Genomic DNA, 20,642 nt, shown 5'->3' on the forward strand with positions numbered 1-20,642 from the left:
CTTGGTTTACACCGCAGAGGCACCGACTAATTTCACTTCAGCACGTTCCTCTCTTGCGATACCAGCATAATAATCACGCAAAATTTGTAGTACTTCTGGACGGCTAAAGTTGTCTGGTACTTCTTCATCTTCTGATAGCGCTTTACGCAGCTTGGTACCTGATACTTTCACGTGTTCAGACGCTTCATGCGGGCAAGTCTTGTCGGAAGCCATGGCATTACAAGCATTACACCAGAACGTCCAGCCGATTTTTAACGGCTGAGTAATCAAATCATCTTTACCAACCTGTTCAAATATCGTTTGTGCATCAAAGGCCCCATAATAATCGCCGACACCAGCATGGTCACGACCAACAATCAAGTGGCTACAGCCATAGTTTTGACGGAATACGGCATGCAGTAATGCCTCGCGTGGACCGGCATAGCGCATATCTAGCGGATAACCGGCTTGAATAACCGTATCTTGTCTAAAGTAATTATCAATCAAAGTTTTGATCGCTTCTTGACGGACATCAGCTGGGATATCACCAGGTTTCAATGCCCCTAGCAATGAATGAATCAATACACCGTCACAGATCTCAATCGCAATTTTTGCCAAATACTCATGTGAGCGATGCATTGGATTACGCGTTTGGAAGGCAGCCACTGTTTTCCAGCCTTTAGCGTCCAAAATAGCGCGCGTTTCTGCTGGCGTTTTGTAGATTTCTGGATATAACGTTGGGAACTCGCCTTCGCTCAATACCTCGACACTACCGGCAATATTGACCTCACCTTGCTCTAAAACTTGTTGTACGCCCGGATGTTCTGGGTCTGTTGTGGTGAATACTTGCTGACACTCGTGCTCTTTATCGATGGTATAGGTTTCTTCTACCGTCAAGATACCCATGATTTCGCCATCTTTTGCGACCAAGGCTACTTTATCGCCTTGACTCAAACTATCTGCAGTCGCTTTTGGTGCAGACAAGGTGATCGGAATTGGCCAAAACAGATCCGCATTGTCACCACTTTGCAAACGCATATCATCAACCACACCCTGCCAGTCTGCTTGATTCATAAAGCCATTCAACGGCGTAAAGCCACCAATACCGAACATAATTAAATCACCACGCTCACGTGAGCTTAAAGTAATGGTCGGCAATGTGCTGGCAAGTTTCAATGCTTGAGCGCGTGCCTCAGCATTCAACAATAGTGGCTTAAGATCAGTGCTGCCATGCGGCGGAACAAGTTTTGATGGTTGCTTAGAGGTGATAGATGTCATATTGATTTATAACCTTTATGGGTAGTGATAAATTTGATAAGCATAGGCTACCTAACTTTCGTTATGAAAATTTATGCTGTGTTTGGATATACATATGTCTTAAAGGAATTTATGTTTATAGACGCAAGCTTATATGATGTGACTCTGAATGGTTTACCTTGCGACTGGCAATAAGACCGATTACACACGCAAATCATTTTCGTCACTGCTTTTAAGACTAAAAACAAAATTGAGATTACGTCATGTATCAATATAATTACGCTGACCAAACCTTGGTAGAAGAACGAGTCGCTCAGTTTCGCGACCAGACCGAACGGTTTTTGGCAGGTGAGCTGCCAGAAGAGCAATTTTTGCCGCTGCGATTACAAAACGGCCTTTATATTCAGCGTTATGCACCGATGTTGCGTATCGCCATTCCTTACGGGCTACTTGCCAGCTACCAATTGCGAAAATTGGCTGAGATTACTCGTAAATATGACAAAGGTTATGGGCACTTCACTACCCGTACCAATATCCAGCTGAATTGGCCAAAGCTAGAAGACGTGCCAGATATTTTGGCAGAGCTGGCATCAGTACAGATGCACTCGATCCAAACCTCGGGCAACTGTATTCGTAACACAACCACCGATCCATATGCTGGTATTCATAAAGAAGAAATCGCTGATCCACGTCCCTATTGTGAGATTATCCGTCAGTGGTCAACCTTCCATCCTGAGTTTGCTTTTTTACCACGTAAATTTAAGATTGCCGTCATCGGTACCAATGATGACCGCGCGGCAACCCAAGTACATGATGTCGGTCTTCATATCAAAACCAACGATGAAGGCGAAATTGGCTTTGAAGTATTGGTCGGTGGCGGTCTAGGACGTATTCCTGTCTTGGGTAAGGTCATCAATAAGTTCTTGCCGCGTCAGCATCTGCTTAGCTATTTAGATGCCATCTTACGTGTCTATAACTTGCATGGTCGCCGTGATAAAGGCAGTAAATACCGATCACGTATCAAGATTTTGGTCGAGAGCATGGGCGGCCCTGCCTTTGCCAAACTGGTCAATGCTGAGTGGGAAGCCCACACCAAAGATGGTTCGCTTACCTTAACTGATGAGAACTTTGCGACGGCGAGCAGCTTTTTTAGTGAGCCTGACTATGTGTCGTTTGATGCGCTACAAGTACAGTCTAAGCTACAACAGCAATTAAATGCTGATAAAGATTTTGCCAATTGGTATAACCAAAACACGGTGGCGCATAAAGTCGCTGGTTATCGTGCGGTCGTTATTTCGCTCAAAGCAGGCTTGGTCGATGGCAAATATGTGCCCTCTGGTGATGTCAGCGAGTCACAGATGGATGCACTGGCTGATTTGTCTGACAAATACAGCTTTGGTGAACTGCGTGGTACTTATCAGCAGAATCTGGTATTCGCTGATGTGCAAACCAACACTCTCTATGAATTGTGGCAGCAGCTAGCAGAGTTGCATTTAGCACGCGCTAATATTAATACCCTAACAGATATGATTGTCTGCCCAGGTTGGGATTACTGCTCGCTTGCTAATGCGACGACACACAACATCGCTGAACAAATCGAAAAACAGTTCGATGATCTAGACTATCTGTATGATTTGGGTGAGATTCGCTTAAACATGTCTGGTTGTATCAATGCTTGTGCGCACCATCATACAGGTGACATTGGTATCTTGGGCGTCGATAAAAAAGGTGAGCACTGGTATCAGATCAGCATTGGCGGCAATTCCAGTGACGATGCCAAACTTGGCAAAATCTTAGGTAAATCTGTCCCTGCTCTTGAGGTTGCCAATACCATACAGCAGATCGTCGATGTCTATGTAGACTTGCGAGCCAGTACCGACAATGATGTCGAAAGCTTTGGTCAATTGGTTGAGCGCGTTGGTATTGATCCATTTAAGGAGAAGGTCTATGGCTAATCACCATATTTTGGACAGTCATGGCGTAGATATCGGCAGCCAAGATACATGGCATGTGCTCACTACGGACGCGCTACCAGAGAGTATTGTATCAACAAACATTACGTTGCTTGAGTTGCTACAAAGGCAAGAAAAGCCCGATGTGATTGTACCGCTCGCTGATTTATTGGATAACTCAGGCGTGCAGGTCGGTGGTCTGGTTAAAGAGATTTATGAGCTGATTGTACAGCACAGTAGCCGCCTTGGATTGTGGGTGACGGCTGACACCGATGCTGATGCGTTAGAAGGTCTTAGTGAGTTCTTATCAACGCAGGCGCTTATCGTGATTGATGTACCGAAATTCGCTGATGGTCGCAATTTTAGCTTTGCACGTACCCTACGCCAAATTGGCTACCAAGGCGAGATTCGGGTGGCTGGCGCGTTTGGCCGTGATCAAATCGCATATCTATTGCGCATGGGTGTTGATAGCTTTGTATTGAGCGAGCATGACATGCAGCCAGACTCTAAATTCGGTATTGAGCAAGCATTTACTGCCCTTGCCAGTAGTTATGATGGACAAAGTGCTTCGGATTTACCGATGTTTGCTAAACCGTCAGAACCCTCAATCGCCTAGCTTTAACACTGATCATAAATTTTAATTTTTAATCGACACTTTTATATTAACAACCATTAAGGAAGGTATTATGAGCCAATTACATCCAAGTTTAGACCTCGACCAAGCCAACCAAGCATTGCAAGGCAAGTCGCCTGAGCAAATCGTTGAGTGGGCATTAAGCCAAGCGAAAAACCCAATCATCACGACTAACTTCCGCCCATACGAGTCAGCGATTCTGCATTTGGTTGCCAAACAGCGCCCTGACATCACCGTATTGTGGGTAGACTCAGGCTACAATACTGATGCCACTTATCAATTTGCCAATAAAGTCATCCGTAATTTAAACTTAAACGTCATCACTTATATTCCTAAGCAAACAGCGGCGTATCGTGACGCGACCATGAACGGCATCCCAGGTATCGACAACCCACAGCATGATGAATTCACTGACCAAGTAAAACTGGAACCCTTCCGCCGTGCGCTAGATGAGTTAAAGCCAGATGTTTGGTTCAATGCGATTCGTAAAGATCAAACCGAATTCCGCCAAGGTCTTGATGTACTTAGCCTATCAAAAGATGGCGTCTTAAAAGTAGCACCATTGTTTGAAAACACTGACGCCGATTTAGATGTTTATCTCGAAGAGCATCACTTACCGAATGAATTTGATTACTTTGATCCAACGAAAGTAGAAGAAAGCCGTGAGTGTGGCTTGCACACGCAGCTTTAGGTATTTCGTAGTTTTACGATAAAAACACTTCTTAGATATAAGAGGTGTTTTTTTTATTGTCATAGTAGATTCAATATTCAGTCCCACAAAATTTGAATCTATAATCCAAGCGCTAGCGCTACTGCCAAAACAATGAGGACACACACACAATATCAAAATTATTGAGCTAACTGCCAACCGCCTTTCTCATCCCTTTTACCCATGACTGCCAAAACCAACACTAGACTTAACATCAGTAATAAGTACCAAGAGCCCAGCTTACCCCAACCTACCATATGCCATACATTTGCTTGTGACGGATAACGCCAAATATTGGTAAAAGTAGCAATATTTTCTGCCAACCAAACCAAAAAAGCGAGAAACAACAGTAATGGTAAAAATGGACATTGATATTGCTTGGTATCATGCAGTTGAAGATTATTCTTGTGATGGATTTGAAAAAACACTCTGGTTTTCCAAAATAAAACTACTGAAGCGATGAACAATATATTGCGAATATCAGGGACTAAAAACTTAGTGAAGAAGTTGGCATAAGAAAAAATAACCAATAAACTCACCCATAGTAAACGTGGTAAGTCGGTAAAAGAGGCATTAAACAATCTTAAGCCACGCGCTAAAAAACTACCTACGGCCGAATACATAAATCCAGCGAAAAGTGGCACAGTGGCAATTCTAAAAATTGCTGGTTCAGGATAATACCAAGAACCAATTTTGGGATGGGTTAAAAACAGCTCCATTGCCATGGCCATGATATGAAAAATAGCAATGACCCATACCTCACGCGGTGTCTCTAATTTGAAATAAACCAAAAAAACCTGAATAATCAAAGCATAAGCCAATAACAGATCATAGCGATAGATACCAGAAATTGACCAACTTATTTGATGAGTCAGTACAAAAGCCAATAATAAAAGTATGCCAAACAAAGCAGACGCTAAACTCAGCGCGGCGCCACGCGGAATAATGTTCAACACCTTAGTTTAGCACTACAATCATATTGACTACCGTTTATTGCTTTAACAGCTCGCTTCATACGCTATGGTGAACCATGACATACATCCTCCTCTTCCTCACAATAGCTTATTATATAAAGTATTTATTAGAGGCCGCCAAACTATAGCAAATACTCCGCTTAATAGACAATTTTCTATTATTTTTGAATATCTCTATCTGTATAAAGAAGTCAGCATTTGAATAATTAACGTTTCTTGAACGTTTTATTGTCTAACATTGCGGTATTCTATGGCTTGCCTCAGTGGCCGCTCGGCATTAAACCGACGCTATAAAGCCACATCATGGACAAAGTTACTCATCCTTTTTTATTTCCTTATAGGCACTCGCGCTCATTAATATGGATATTTATTATGTCTTTTATAAAAAAAATCGATTCACTCTATGAAAAACTGCACGATAAGCTACCAGCGGTAGGCAAGACCGCCTCTTTTTTAACCGGTACGAGTGTTCTTACTGCCAATAGTGCGATGGTGGGTCTGCCCATCTGGACTTTGGGAGCGGCAAAAGTATTGACAGGAGCAAAAGCTGCGGATGATGCGCTGATTGCGATTACTAAATACTGGATTAATAGTAATAACGCCGTCATTGATCATGCGCTACCTCATAAAGACTGGCGCATTAACCTGCCTGACGACCTGAGCGAAGACAAACAGTATCTATTGGTAAGCAACCATCAATCGTGGGTTGATACCAGCATTGTGCAATATATCAGCCAAGATACGCTGCCTCTGACACGGTTTTTTACCAAATTTAATCTGATTTATATTCCTGTCATCGGTCAAGCCTTTTATTTCTTAGACTTTCCGATGATGAAGCGCTTTTCTGCCAAAGCGATGGCCAAGAATCCAGAACTTAAAAAACAAAACTTGCTTGAGGCTAAACGTGCTTGTCGTCAATTAAAAAACAAACCTTTCGCGCTATTAAACTATTTGGAAGGGACGCGCTTTACTAAAGAAAAACATGACCAACAAAAATCTCCTTATCAGCATTTGTTAAAACCACGGGCTGGCGGTTTGTCATTAGCCATTAATGCGTTAGGCAATGAGTTGGATTCTATCTTGGACGTGACCATTGTCTACCCAGACGGCGCGCCTGACTATGATGATTTATGGAAAGGTAATATTCGCCGTTTGGGCGTCGATGTGACTCGCTTAAAGATACCAGATGAATTATTTGCTGCCATCATGGACGGCGGCTATGACCGTGATGAAACCACCAAAAAAATGATGTTTGACTGGTTAGAGGATATCTGGCAACAAAAAGATGCCCGTATGACTAAGATGCTGAGTGAGTTTGAATAGGTTCTTGTACGTGGTCAAATCTCTTTATTGCTAATAGCCAATGCAAAAATCTAATCTAAATGACAGCCACAAGCTTTGACGTAAGCCTGTGGCTTTTTTAGTTCTGTATTTCACGACTCACCTATTCCCTTTTACATCAAAAACCCTCACCAACATGACAAAAACGAATATGCTAATGCCAATTCGCTACGTGAGCCTTCGCGCCTAATAAATCATAATAGTGGCATACATTGAATAACTGGTCATAATATGAACACCTTTCCGCTATTTTTTAAATTAGAAGGTCGCAAAGTACTGATCGTCGGCGGCGGCGATGTGGCACTACGTAAAGCGGATTTGCTCAGCCGTGCTGGCGCGTGTATTACTGTCCTTGCACCAAGCATTAGCCACGAGATACAAGCCTTGCTCAGTGACAGTAAGCATGAGCTGATTTATGAGAATTATAATAAAACTTATATGACAGGCGCACGCGTCATTATTGCTGCCACTGACGATGAGATACTTAACCATCAAATACATGCTGATGCCACTGAGCTAAACATTCCAGTTAATGTAGTCGATACGCCGCATTTGTGCGATTTTATCTTCCCTGCGATTGTTGATCGCAATCCAATCGTGATTGGCATATCGTCAAACGGCAAAGCGCCAGTGCTGGCACGTCTATTACGCGCTCGCCTCGAAACCTTGATTCCACAAGGCTATGGTAAATTGGCAAAGCTTGCTGGGGATTTTCGTAGCGAAGTGAAAACTAAAATACCTACGCTGACAGGACGCAGGCAGTTTTGGGAAAAAGCATTTGAAGGTCCAGTCAGTCAGCTGATGTTTGCGGGCAATGAAGCTGAAGCGGCGGCACAATTACAAGCCGATTTAGATAAAACAGTATCAATTATCACTGAAAAACATACAGAGAATGATATATCCACAGAACCTCAAACCCTACAAAATAATGTAGGCGAAGTCTATATCGTTGGTGCAGGCCCAGGTGACCCAGAGCTACTCACCTTTAAAGCGCTGCGTCTCATGCAGCAGGCTGACATTGTCTATTATGATGCGCTCGTCTCACCGCAAGTATTGGATTTATGCCGCCGTGATGCTGATAAAGTATTTGTTGGCAAAAAACGCAGCAATCATGCAGTAGCGCAACTTGGTATCAATGAGTTATTGGTCAATAGCGCTAAAGAAGGTCGCCGTGTGGTGCGTCTAAAAGGTGGTGATCCTTTCATCTTTGGCCGTGGCGGCGAAGAAATTGAGAGCTTGCGTGCGCACAGTATCCCTTATCAAGTCGTACCTGGTATTACCGCTGCCAATGCCGCTGCAAGCTATGCTGGCATTCCACTGACTCATCGTGACCATTCGCAGTCGGTACGTTTTGTCACTGGATTTTTAAAGGCTGGCGCGCCCAATAGTAATTTTAAGAGCTTTTTGAATACGGATGAAACAGTCGTCTTTTATATGGGGTTGCATTCGCTGGCGCGTTTGACTGAAGGCTTGATTGATGCAGGGCGCAGTAGCGACACCCCGATTGCCATTGTCTCCAATGCCAGTATGCCCAATCAGCAAGTATTAACGGGTACGCTTGCCGACATCGTTGAGTTGCAAGAAAAAAACCAGCTACCCACGCCAGCCTTGCTCATTATGGGAGACGTGGTCGCACTCCATCATGATTTGGCTTGGTATAATTTGCAAAATCAGAAGGAAAACAACAATAGTGACACCACAGCTAGTAACTGGCTACGTGGTGGGACAGCCGCTACACCAAAGGCAGATCATACCAACCAGCAAGCCCATGCGTTATCTATGGTGGCTAATTTGGCAACGGCTGATGATGGTTTGGAGCAGTTAGTGATTGGTTGAAGTATGATTTTAAATTTCTAAAAAGCCCTGCCAGTAGATTAGCAGGGCTTTTGAGTATAACGCTATTGATCTTTTATGAGCTATTCGTTTTTAATAATTAAGATTTGGTCTTATGTTTCTCAATGACTTTTATTAGCGTGCTATGAATTGATGATGCGTCAGCGGGCGGATTGCTAATGGGTGTATTCTTGATGAGCAAAGTGTATTCATAATTAGGTTCAAAATCAAAACCTTCTATACCACTATATCGATACTCCCAGTCGGCGTTAGCTTGTTCAGCAGGCTTAGTCAGTAAACATGATTGCGGCGCAACACCGACACAGTCTACTTGATGGTCAGCGATGATGATTTTACGTAAAACATAAGGCATCGCATGGACAGTAATGTGGTGCTTACTATCTACCCCTGATTGTGATGTTGATTGCTCTCCCATCACTTCAACATAATCGCCTATGGTTAATTTCTGCATTTGATGGGCGTTTTTCTGAGCAAAGTTAGCTTTACTGATTTCCGCGGTATACGTCTGTCCATCTTGAGCGACGATAGTGACCTTTTGCTGCTCTCTGTCTTGCGAGATGACCTCAGTCACTTGACCAATGATTGCGTCAGAATGACTCGGTTTAATCGAATGGAAAAACGCGGTGCTATCTTTTATTTGACTAACACTGGTTTTATTATTCATATTTGCTTGCTCATAACTGCTACAAGCAGCCAAAGAGGAAGTGGCAATTAAAGCCAATGTGCATAATCTGATAAACGACATAACATAACCTTATATTAATAATGGCTTGGATGTTACTAAATATGGACCTTTTCTAGTACCATTTATTTGTTACTTAATACTATTAACAATCCGCCTTATTAATCAGCTTTTTTAAATAGCCATTATTTTAATAAACGATCATCGTTTCATTTACGGTCAAATGTCACTACTCATTCGTATCTACTTTGCTTTACTGGTAAATTTATAGCAAAGCAAACTTCTCTAATCCTTGCTAGAATAATCGCTGTCTTTCATTCACCATTAAGCCTCATTATGTCTGTATCTGCTGTTACCCCTCTGACTATCCTCCATACCTCCGACTGGCATTTGGGAAGACGGCTTTATGGGCGCATGCGTTATGAGGAATTTGAAGCCTTTTTAAGTTGGCTACAAGAGACCATTAGCCTGCAGAAAGTGGATATATTGATCGTTGCTGGTGATATTTTTGACACCATGACCCCAAGTAATAGAGCTCAAGCGCTATATTATGAATTTTTAGGAAAAGTTTCAAAATCATGCTGTCAACATGTCGTCATCGTCGCAGGTAACCACGATTCACCGACATTTTTGGATGCCCCAAGCAATGTACTCAAGTTTTTAAACGTCCATGTTATCGGTACGGCTTGTGAAGACTTAAACGATGAAGTATTGGTGTTAGACGATACAAATGGAAACCCGCATTGTATTATTGCGGCTGTTCCCTATTTGCGTGATCGTGATGTCCGTATTAGTGGCGCTGGCGAGTCGGCTGATAGCAAAGATGCCAATGTCATTAAAGGCATTCGTGCTCATTACGATGAAGTGGCTAGCATTGCCAAAGCCAAGCAGGCTCAATTAGTTGAAGTATACCAGCGTCACATTCCCATCATTGCTACAGGGCATCTATTTGCAGCCGGTGGCACCACTACTGAAGACGATGGTGTACGTGAGCTTTATGTCGGCTCACTCGGTAAGATTTCTGCTGACATGTTCGATGAAATTTTTGACTATGTGGCGCTTGGACATTTGCACGTACCGCAACGCGTCGGTGGTCGTGAGAGCATTCGCTATTCAGGCTCGCCAATCGCGATGGGATTTGGTGAGTCAAAACAGCAAAAACAAGTATTACTGGTACAGTTTGGTGCAGTAGCAAATGACATTAGCGGTCAAAAGTCAGCCTCAAATAATATAGTTGAAAGCATTATTCCTCAGCTGACCAATACCGTTACCACGATTGAAAAACCTGTTAAGAAAGTAGCCAGTCAAACGACTGAATTTATGGATGACTTGTTTGGTTTTGACGAGCAATCAAAAAATAATGAGATGACAAAAACTGCTGCTATAGAAAACATCCCTGATCAGCAGGATCAAAACAACCAATCAATGCCTAAAAATATCGATACTTCCAACAAAATACTGCACCGAGATGACTCTAATCAGATGCAAGTAGTATCACTACCTATTCCAAAGTTTCAACAACTGGCGCAAGTTTCAGGTGATTTGGAGTGCATTAATCAGGCTATAGATAAAGTCATTCAATCTCTTGACGCAACAGAATCTGTTTGGCTCGAAATTATTTATACGGGTGAGGAGATTATCAGCGAGTTACGTGAGCATATCCAAACGATGGTAGATAATTTGCCGTGCGAGGTGTTAAAAATCAAAAACACTCGTACCTATAATAAAGTACTAAATCAACAACAGATCTCTGAGACGCTACAAGATTTAAATGAGGAAGAAGTATTCGAGCGTTGCTTGATTGCTCATGATATTTCTGATGAGCAAAAATCATCCTTACGTGACGCCTATGATCAAATCGTTTATAACTTACGTCACGAAGATACTCAGGCTGAATAGTATTATGTAATCATAAACGCTGTTGATAGAAACTAGCTAGAATAACAGCTTCATTTCTCATTATTACCCTCATTTACTACCTATAAAAATAAGACCTTATCATGCGCCTAATCGAACTACGACTTAAAAACTTAAATTCTTTAAAAGGCGAATGGCACATTGACTTTAGTGATCCCGCTTTTCTTAATGAAGGCATCTTTGCCATCACTGGGCAAACGGGGGCTGGCAAGACGACCATATTGGATGCGATTTGCTTAGCACTCTATAGCCAGACGCCAAGACTGGGCGATATCACTGGTTCAACGAACGAGATCATGACTCAAGGTACGGGTGAATGCTCAGCAGAAGTCATTATAGAGATTGATTCCAAGCGTTATCAATGCTATTGGTATCAACATCGTGCCCACAAAAAAGCCAAGGGCAATTTATTACCAATTAAGCATGAGATTAGTGAGGTGCAGACCGGCAAGATTTTAGAAGAGAAGAAGTCCAAAACTTCTGCCTATATACAAAACCTCATTGGCATGGATTTTAATCAATTTACGCGCTCCATCATGCTCGCACAGGGCAGTTTTGCCGCGTTTTTAAAGTCTGATATCGGCGATAGAGCCGCGATTTTAGAGAAAATAACGGGCACTGCTATTTATGCCAAAATATCATTAAACGTTCATGAAAAAAAACGCTCTGAGGAATACGTGCTTGGTAAGCTGCAAGCGGGCGTGAATAGCTTGTCATTATTAAATATTGAAGACGAAAAGCTACTGGTAGCAGATTTAGAGAGCTTTAACCAACAGCAGAGCGCACAGCGCCAAACATTCAAAACCCTGAGTGAACAGTTACAATGGCTGGATAGCGTTCAGCAGCTACAGCAAAATCTCTCGACCTATCAGGTCGAGTTTGCAACAGCGCAGCAAACGCAGCAAGCCTTTATCCCAGAAGCACAGCGCTTAAACATTGCTAATAAAGCTCTAGAGATTGACAGTCACTTCCGAGAGCTGAGCTACAGCCGAAATTTGGTCAAGCAGTTAGAGGTTGAGCAGCAAGGTTTACTTAATAAGATTCCAACTCAGCAAGAAGTACTGGCACAAGCTTCAATCCATCTAAATAATATCAATACCATTGAAAAGCAAGCCACAGATAGCCTACATGCTACTTTGCCTATTATTAAAAAGACGCGTGAGTTGGATACTGAGATAAAACAGCACTCTTATTCTTTAGCTAGCGATAATCAGCGTAAAGAGGTATTAGTTAGTAACACTCAACAATTAGGTCAAGATATAGCTGACTACAAACAAACAGAGCAAAAGACTCAGACTCAGCTTAGCAGTGTAGAAAAGTACTTTCGCGATTACCAAGAGCTAAAAGACCTCGATAAAGATATGGTGACCTTCGATAACAGCTGTCGCCAATTAATGGCGCTGTTGGAAGATAATGCCAATCTAACAGCGGATAAACTTGCTTATAGTAATCAAGCCCGCATGCTACAGACTGATTTTGATAAGTTATATAAGCAACAAGCCGCAGATGAATTGTTAATTAAGCAAAAACGCGAGAAATTGGTCAGCGTACAACAGCAGCAAGCCACCCTCATTCAAAACCAGCCCATTGCTAATATGCGTAGCGAGCAAGAGCAAATCGATCAAATAAGCACCCAGATTGTGCAAGCCAATATTAAGCTAGAGCAGCTGTCTGAGCGTACCAGCCAAATTCAACACATCAATGCAACGTTACCCACACTGAATCAAGAGCTTAAGACTTTAGAAGGTTTGATTGACAGTCACAAGATAAATATTGAAGAGGCTAAGCTCAAGAGGCAAGATAAACAAGAGCATCTACATCTACTACAAAAGGTCGCTAAGCTTGAAGATTATATAGTAGAGCTAGAGGATGGGTCGCCCTGCCCGCTTTGCGGTGCACATGAGCATCCTTATAGCAAACATCATCCATTATTAGACCCTAGTACCAAGAATAATAATACCGACGCCCATGACGATCAAAACCAGTCGTCCACAATAAAACAGACTAAGGCGCAATTAACTCAGCAGCACATAGCTGAATTAGAAACTATTATTGATAATCTTGAGCAGACTTTATCTAAACATCATATTGACCATGCCACCAAAAAAGAAGCCATTAATAACCAACAGCAGCAGCTGATACCCTTACAGCATCAATCTCAAACGTTAACCGATGATATTCAATACTATCTTTCCTCACTGTTTGACGCTAAAAACCCTTATTCTGAATCGATTGCGGCGATTATCCAGCTGCTTGCCCATTTAAAAATTGATGCTGATGTTGAGCGCTCTTTAACCCTATTAAGTAGCATTAAATGCAATCTACTTGAACAAAAACACGCTCTTAAACTAATACTCACCCAATATGACGACCTTAGCGACAGTATATCAGCGCTCAGTAAGGCCCTAGAGAACAAGGAAAAACAGCAGCAAGCGCTTATTAGTGAGATAAGCTATCTGACAACTGACCTAAAGCTGACTGCTCAAAAAATAGAGAGCATCGATGAGAAAACCGCTGCTAACTTCTCCGAACTGTCACCCTTGATGGCGACCATTGCAGCTCTGGTAAGTAAGTACCCAGTCGATAAATACAAAAATTATGTCAGTATCGAGCTGGCAGGCACAGAGGTTCAAGCCGCAATTGAAAAACTGTTTCATGATATCAACGAGCAAAAAGTGCTTGATAGTGTCGATGATTATGACCGTTATATTGAAAAATTGCGTGCCCAAAGTCGTGTCTTAAAGCAGTTGAAGCAACACTACAATGAGCAAAGCAGCAGCCAACAACAACTATTGAATAGCTTAAGTGGTTTAACTGCGCAGATTGATACCAAACAATCGCAGCTTACCCATGATGAGACCGCACTCAAAGAATTAGAGACATTAATTGATAATAAAATAGAGGATATCGAACAATTAAAGAAAGCTAGAAAAGCGCTATTCGCAGATAAAGATACAGACCATGAAGAAAATCAGTTACGCAGTGCTGCTGATGAGGCTAAAGCCGAACAAATCATAGCGCAAAGACAGCTAGATTCTATACAGCAGTCTTTAGAGCAATTAAAGAGCAGAGAGCAACAGCTAGCCAAAGAGCAACAGTCGGCGACTACTACCGTAAATACACAGGACAGTATTTTTACTAACTTACTCGCAGAGTCAAAGTTCATCGATGAGGCGGATTTTTTGAGTGCGCGTCTGCCTAAAGAAGAGCGTGAGGCATTACATATACGTAAACTAGCGATTGATAATGCCCTACAACAAGCTAAGTTGCAGTTAAATAATACCCAGCATGCGTTAGAGCAAAAACTTGCTACCCCTATGACAGATGAAGACCGAGAAACACTTGCTAGCAAGCATCATCAAATACAGACGGATATCGATGAGTTAAGTCAAAAAATCGGTGCGATTGACCAAAAGCTTAAGGATAACGACAGCCAAAAAGGGCAACAGGAGATACAGCTGATTGCAATCGATGAACAAAAACAAAAACTACAAGTTTGGCAGCAGCTACATACGTTAATTGGTTCTGCTGATGGCAAAAAATATCGTACCTTTGCGCAAGGTTTAACGTTTGAAGTGATGATTAGCCATGCCAATACGCAACTGCAAAAAATGAGTGACCGCTATTTGCTCATTCATGATGACAGTAATCCGCTGGAGCTTAATGTGATTGATAACTATCAAGGCGGTGATATTCGCAGTACCAAAAATCTATCGGGCGGCGAAGGATTTATTATCAGCTTGGCGCTCGCCCTTGGACTATCGCAGATGGCGAGTCACAACATTCGCGTGGATTCACTGTTTTTGGATGAAGGGTTTGGTACGCTTGATGAAGAGTCGCTTGATATTGCGCTCGATACTTTAACGAGCTTACAACAAGAAGGTAAGCTTATTGGTATTATCTCTCACGTACAGGCGTTAAAAGATCGCATCTTGACTCAAATCAAGGTTGAAAAAATCTCGGGTGGTTTTAGCCAAATCAGTGGTCAAGGCTGTCGCCGAGTGGTCAATATTACTAATGAAAAAGCCTCGTAAGTTAAAGCGGTCATCAAGAGTCGAGCGTGCATCACGCAGTTGATTACTTTTTACGCTTAGCCAGACAATAAAAAACCACCGTTATTAATTAACGGTGGTTTTTTTGAAAAGACGTTTATCTTGTTGCTTATTGAATGACTAGTTAGTTTAGTTACTTGGTTACCAAACCGCTTAGCTCACTCATCAATACTGACAACGTTGAAAGACCAATTTGACCATTTTCATCATTACGATGCAGATTATCTAACTTGCTCATCTCTGTGGTGACAGACTCCAGATGATCTAAGTGGCGTGAACGCCATTCACCAAACGCTTGCTTCGCATCAGGTTTAGATAATATAGCATCCATCAGTAGACGTAGACTACGTGACAGCTCATTCATCAACGCATGGCGTGCGCGGCGATCCCAGTAGTCTTGCTGTGGTAACGTGGCGATGTTGTCCATCATCCAATCTAACTGCAAGACGTGATAGGCATCAAAGTACAATGTTGCAATCTCATCAACAGGACGCTCATATTGCTCAGCGAGCAGTGCGGCATCAAGTGCATCAACATGATAAGGCAGCATCGCAAACAATGCGGCATCATTATTAGACAGATCATCCTGCATCAGGCTAGTCGTATCTTCTTGCAAGTATTCTGCAAATTGTTGCTCAATAAAGCCGCCTGATTTGGTTAATTTCTCAACACTATCACTAAAGCGACTGATCATGTCAGCGACTTGCAATTCTTGACCAAAAGCATTGATAAACCAAACAACACCTTGCTCAAGCGCATCACGCAAACGCAGCTCAAGAGTTAGTAGTAATGTAGCATCGACTTGATTGTCCAGTGCTTCAAGCGTGTTCCAAGCTTTTGATACATTGAACACATCACGGCTAATCGCATAACCACGCACGATAGTCGCCAGCGATTGATCTGTTTCCTCATAAAGACGGAACAGTGCTTCAATGCCCAAACGATTGACCACACTATTGGTCAAATAGGTGCTGATAATCTCACGATGTAAGCGGTGTTCAGTCATCTCATCAAAGAAACGCGTCGCCAGCTCATCAGGGAAATACTTGCGTAGCTCATTGATAAAGTACGCATCATCTGGCAAGTCTGATGATAATAAGTTGTCATACACCCACATTTTGCCATAAGCCATGACAACTGCCAGCTCAGGGTTGGTCAAGCCAGTATCTGCTTTTTGACGTTTGGCAATTTCTTCATCTGATGGCAGATATTCAATCGCCCGATCAAGACGCCCTTCGCCTTCTAACATCTGAATAAAACGCTGATGATCACTTAAGTTAGCCGCGGCACGAATGTGGCTAAGCTCGATCGCTTGTGGTTGAAGGTAGTTTTGACGCAATACCAGCTCTGCCACGCTATCAGTCATGCTCTCAAGCAACTCATTACGCTGCTTTAAGGTCATGTCGCCTTGCTCGACCACTTTACCAAGTAAGATTTTGATATTTACTTCATGATCTGAGCAGTTTACGCCGCCTGAGTTATCGATAGCGTCGGTATAAATGCGCCCGCCTGTTTGTGCATATTCGATACGCCCTTGCTGGGTAAAGCCTAAGTTACCACCTTCACCAACGATAGCCGTACGTAGCTCATTGCCGTTGACCCGTACTGCGTCATTGGCACGGTCGCCGACATCAGCATGGCTCTCATTCACGCTTTTCACATAAGTACCAATACCGCCATTCCAAATAAGATCAACAGGCGATTTTAACAACGCACTGATTAACTCATTGGGTGCCATGCTGTCTTCAGCGATATCAAAACGCTGTTTCATCTCAGCACTGAGCGTGATGCTCTTATCTTGGCGGGAGAAAACGCCACCTCCTTGGCTAATAAGTGACTTTTCATAGTCATCCCACGTCGAACGCGGCATATCAAATAAGCGGGCACGTTCTGCGTGTGAAGCAGCAGCATCTGGATTAGGATCAATAAAGATATGTAGATGGTTAAATGCGGCAACCAGCTGGGTATGGGTTGAGAGCAGCATGCCATTGCCGAATACGTCACCACTCATATCACCAATACCAACCACGGTAAAGTTATCACGGTTCTGAATGTCCATGCCGCGCATACGGAAGTGGCGTTTGACCGACTCCCAGCCACCGCGTGCAGTGATACCCATGGCTTTGTGATCGTAACCAACCGAGCCTCCTGAAGCAAAGGCATCGTCGAGCCAGAAGTCGTATTCAGCAGACAAGGCATTCGCAATATCAGAGAAGCTAGCCGTTCCTTTATCAGCCGCCACCACTAAGTACGGATCATCTTCATCATGACGCACGGTGTTGGCTGGCGGGACAATTTTTCCATCAACGATATTATCCGTCACATCCAGCATGCCGCGTAGGAATGCTTGATAACAAGCAATGCCTTCGGCTTGGAATACGTCGCGACCATCTGCCATGGTTTTGGTTTTGACGATAAAACCGCCTTTTGAACCAACAGGAACGATTACGGCGTTTTTGACCATCTGTGCTTTGACCAAACCAAGCACTTCGGTACGGAAATCTTCCATACGATCTGACCAACGCAGACCGCCACGAGCCACTTTACCACCGCGCAAATGCACGGCTTCAACACGCGGCGAATACACGAATATCTCAAACATCGGCTTTGGTTTTGGTAGATTAGGAATATCTGCTGCCAAAAACTTAAACGATAAACGATCTTTACGCTGACCATCGCTATCGGTTTGATAGAAGTTGGTGCGTACCATGGCGTTAATTAAATCTAAATACCAACGCAAGATACGGTCTTCATCCAAGCTATCCACACCTGCCAATGCAGCCGTGATTTGCTGTTGAATCTGCGCGGTTTTTTCTGTGCGCTCATCTTCACTGTACTTAGGGTTCATACGAGCATCAAACAGACTACCGAGCGCCACGCTAATGTCGCTATTTTTTACTACCGTTTGTTGAATATAAGTACTAGAGAATGGTGCTTTTGCTTGCATCATATAGCGTGACAATGCTCGTAGTACCACCACATCATAAGTATCTAAGTTGGTAGTCAATACCAATTCGTTAAAGGAGTCACTCTCGACATGTCCCGCCCAAATCTGTTTGAGACTGTCTTCAAACTGACCACGCACTACTTGCATGTTGACAGTATCGACATGCTCCAGTGTTAGCTCATACTCTTGCATCCAAATGGGCTGCTCTGGCAAATCAAACTCATAGGTTTGTGCTGAAATGACAGACACACCAAAGTTTTCAAGGATTGGCAGGACTTTAGACAAAATGACAGGCTGTTCACGACCATACAGTTTTAGGTGTAATTGATTGCTTGCATCGCCAGTTGACTGGTATAAATGCCAAATCATCGGCTGTTCTGCTGTCAATACAGCCAAACGCTTAGTGTCTTCAACCGCAGTACGGGCATCAAAACGCTCTTGATAAGCCGCAGGGATATAATTTAAAAAGCGACGGTTTAAAGCATTGGCTTGTTGCTCACCCACATTATCCAATAGCATCTTTTGATAGCTGTCGCTCCATGATTGCATTAAAGCAGATAGTTTTGCTTCAAGTGCAGCAGTATCGACGTCTTTTACTTGACCTGGCACCGTACGCACATGGACATGCACACGTGCGTGAGCTGATTCATTGAATTCGGTGGTAAACCCTGATGATGTGCCACCGTAGGCTTCTTTTAGGACGTTCTGTACTTTGATACGTAGCTCGGTGTTGAACTTGTCGCGCGGGATATAGACCAAACATGATACAAAACGCTGATAATGATCCACACGGCTGAATAGGCGCAGGCTCTTTTTATCTTGCAACTGGCTGATACCAGAAACGATAGGATATAGCTCTTCGACGCTGGCTTGAAAGAGGTCGTCACGCGGTAAGGTGTTAATCACATGCATCATTTTATGGTGCGCATGACCGTCACGCGGCAGTTCTGCCATCGCCATAATCTTATTGGCTTTGTCACGTAATAGCGGAATTTGCTGTACCGTTAGTTGATACGCTTGTGAGGTCAATAGACCAATAAATCGATATTCACCAACCAGCTTACCGTTGTCATCAAACTTATGAATACCCAAAAAATCCATATATACGGGACGATGCACAGGCGATACACGGCTTGATTTGGACAACATCAATACTCGCGGTTCAGTCAATAGTTGCTTTAATACTTTTGGCAATTGGCTAAAACTTTCTGACAGTTTATCTTCTTCAGCACCGCGTAATAGACCAAGACCGCTATTACCAATGGCGAATAAATCTAAATCAGCAGGTTCAGCATTCACTTCGACAGCCTGCCCGCCCTCCAAACGGTATTCACGATAACCCAAGAATATAAAATGATCGTCTAATATCCAATCTAAAAATGCTTGTATCTCTTGCTGCGAGTAAAAAACTTCTGGCAGTGGTTTGTTTGATAGCTCAGCTTTGATATCCGTCAACTGCGCACGCATCTGCTTCCAATCGCCAACGACTGTATCTAGCGTATCAATTTTTGCCAATAACATTTGCTGTAATGCAGCCAGATCCTCATCATCTTGATAGGCAATTTCACAATGAATCAAAGACAAATGAGAGGTCGCGCTTTCATGTGCGCCTTCGACATGAGTAATATGACCATTATCATCACGTGCAACACTGACAATGATGTTATAAGTACGATGAACATCGATACCTTCAGACTCAAGACTCATCAAAATCGTATCGACTAAAAACGGTCTGTCATAGGCAACAATTTGAATAACCGTATGTGAGCTATGAAAATGCTGCTCTTCTGCTTTTGGGTTCAGCACCTTCAGTTGTGGCTTGCTGCCATCATAGGCTTGGAGCAACGTAAAATGATGTAATGCCATGCCCGCTAGGTCAGCATTACTGATAGTCTCAGCTGCCTCTGCGTGCAATGGCTGATAGTAGCTATGAATAAAATGATCAAATAATGATTTGTCTTTTTGTACATAACTGGTAGCAATATCGCTTATCTGGCTGATGCGCTCTTTTGCGATACTGAGGGAGTTTGGCATGTCCTTCATCCTTTTTTATAGATTTGATTTATCATTTATTTAAGTTTATTGATTCGTAATAACTAATGGCAGCGCATAAATATGTGAAACATTATTAGTGCTGCGGAGCAGTATATCCATTTACGCAATTTATTCTGTTTTTTCTTGATATTTTAAGTTTCTCTCCTTTTTTCACCCTTATTTTTAGGAATATGTCGCAATTGGGATTTAATACCATTAATTTAGTGAAGTGTAACGTACATAGCGCGCCAGCTAAAGCGTACAACATCATTTCATGAATCAGCAACATGTCGATAACATTTGCTCATGA

General features: G+C 42.8%; 11 protein-coding genes. 7 read left to right on the forward strand and 4 right to left on the reverse strand.

Annotation, left to right across the window (positions count from 1 at the left end):
- Positions 1–6 precede the first annotated feature (6 nt).
- Positions 7–1,257 (reverse strand): sulfate adenylyltransferase, encoded by a 1,251-nt coding sequence (gene sat, locus Q6344_07230; protein ID WLG12413.1) that lies wholly within the window; start codon positions 1,255–1,257, stop codon positions 7–9.
- Between the two features lie 242 nt (positions 1,258–1,499).
- On the opposite strand from sat, the gene Q6344_07235 reads away from it, so the two are divergent.
- The 3 genes from Q6344_07235 to Q6344_07245 all read left to right on the forward strand — a co-directional run bounded on the left by Q6344_07235 (position 1,500) and on the right by Q6344_07245 (position 4,513).
- Positions 1,500–3,191 (forward strand): nitrite/sulfite reductase, encoded by a 1,692-nt coding sequence (locus Q6344_07235; GenBank protein ID WLG12414.1) that lies wholly within the window; start codon positions 1,500–1,502, stop codon positions 3,189–3,191.
- Positions 3,184–3,804, forward strand: coding sequence for a DUF934 domain-containing protein (locus tag Q6344_07240; GenBank protein WLG12415.1), 621 nt, complete (start codon positions 3,184–3,186; stop codon positions 3,802–3,804). Before Q6344_07235 ends, Q6344_07240 begins: the two co-directional genes overlap by 8 nt.
- A gap of 70 nt (positions 3,805–3,874) precedes the next feature.
- On the forward strand, positions 3,875–4,513 hold the full coding sequence (locus tag Q6344_07245; GenBank protein WLG12416.1) for a phosphoadenosine phosphosulfate reductase family protein: 639 nt from the start codon (positions 3,875–3,877) through the stop codon (positions 4,511–4,513).
- A 158-nt stretch (positions 4,514–4,671) separates the two neighbouring features.
- On the opposite strand, the gene Q6344_07250 is transcribed toward Q6344_07245, so the two are convergent.
- The gene (locus Q6344_07250) at positions 4,672–5,487 is read right to left on the reverse strand and encodes a DUF817 family protein (GenBank protein ID WLG12417.1); all 816 of its coding nucleotides are present in this window, start codon (positions 5,485–5,487) and stop codon (positions 4,672–4,674) included.
- A 390-nt stretch (positions 5,488–5,877) separates the two neighbouring features.
- Between Q6344_07250 and Q6344_07255 the strand changes: the two genes are divergently transcribed.
- Together Q6344_07255 and cysG are read left to right on the forward strand one after the other, a co-directional pair.
- Complete coding sequence (locus tag Q6344_07255; protein ID WLG12418.1) at positions 5,878–6,828, forward strand: acetyltransferase; 951 nt, start codon at positions 5,878–5,880, stop codon at positions 6,826–6,828.
- Between the two features lie 249 nt (positions 6,829–7,077).
- Positions 7,078–8,682, forward strand: coding sequence for a siroheme synthase CysG (gene cysG / locus Q6344_07260; GenBank protein WLG12419.1), 1,605 nt, complete (start codon positions 7,078–7,080; stop codon positions 8,680–8,682).
- A 97-nt stretch (positions 8,683–8,779) separates the two neighbouring features.
- Here the strand turns inward: cysG and Q6344_07265 are convergent, their stop codons facing one another.
- Positions 8,780–9,445 carry a DUF4377 domain-containing protein gene (locus Q6344_07265; protein ID WLG12420.1) on the reverse strand — a complete coding sequence of 222 codons (666 nt, stop codon included), beginning with the start codon at positions 9,443–9,445 and terminating at the stop codon, positions 8,780–8,782.
- Positions 9,446–9,718: 273 nt separating this feature from the next.
- Between Q6344_07265 and Q6344_07270 the strand changes: the two genes are divergently transcribed.
- Positions 9,719–11,281, forward strand: a complete 1,563-nt coding sequence (locus Q6344_07270; protein WLG12421.1) for an exonuclease SbcCD subunit D C-terminal domain-containing protein — start codon at positions 9,719–9,721, stop codon at positions 11,279–11,281.
- A 101-nt stretch (positions 11,282–11,382) separates the two neighbouring features.
- Positions 11,383–15,333 (forward strand): AAA family ATPase, encoded by a 3,951-nt coding sequence (locus tag Q6344_07275; GenBank protein WLG12422.1) that lies wholly within the window; start codon positions 11,383–11,385, stop codon positions 15,331–15,333.
- A gap of 151 nt (positions 15,334–15,484) precedes the next feature.
- Here Q6344_07275 and Q6344_07280 read toward each other — a convergent pair whose 3' ends face one another.
- Complete coding sequence (locus tag Q6344_07280; protein WLG12423.1) at positions 15,485–20,332, reverse strand: NAD-glutamate dehydrogenase; 4,848 nt, start codon at positions 20,330–20,332, stop codon at positions 15,485–15,487.
- Positions 20,333–20,642: the final 310 nt, after the last annotated feature.

This window comes from Psychrobacter cibarius, from assembly GCA_030686115.1.
Taxonomy (GTDB): domain Bacteria; phylum Pseudomonadota; class Gammaproteobacteria; order Pseudomonadales; family Moraxellaceae; genus Psychrobacter; species Psychrobacter cibarius_C.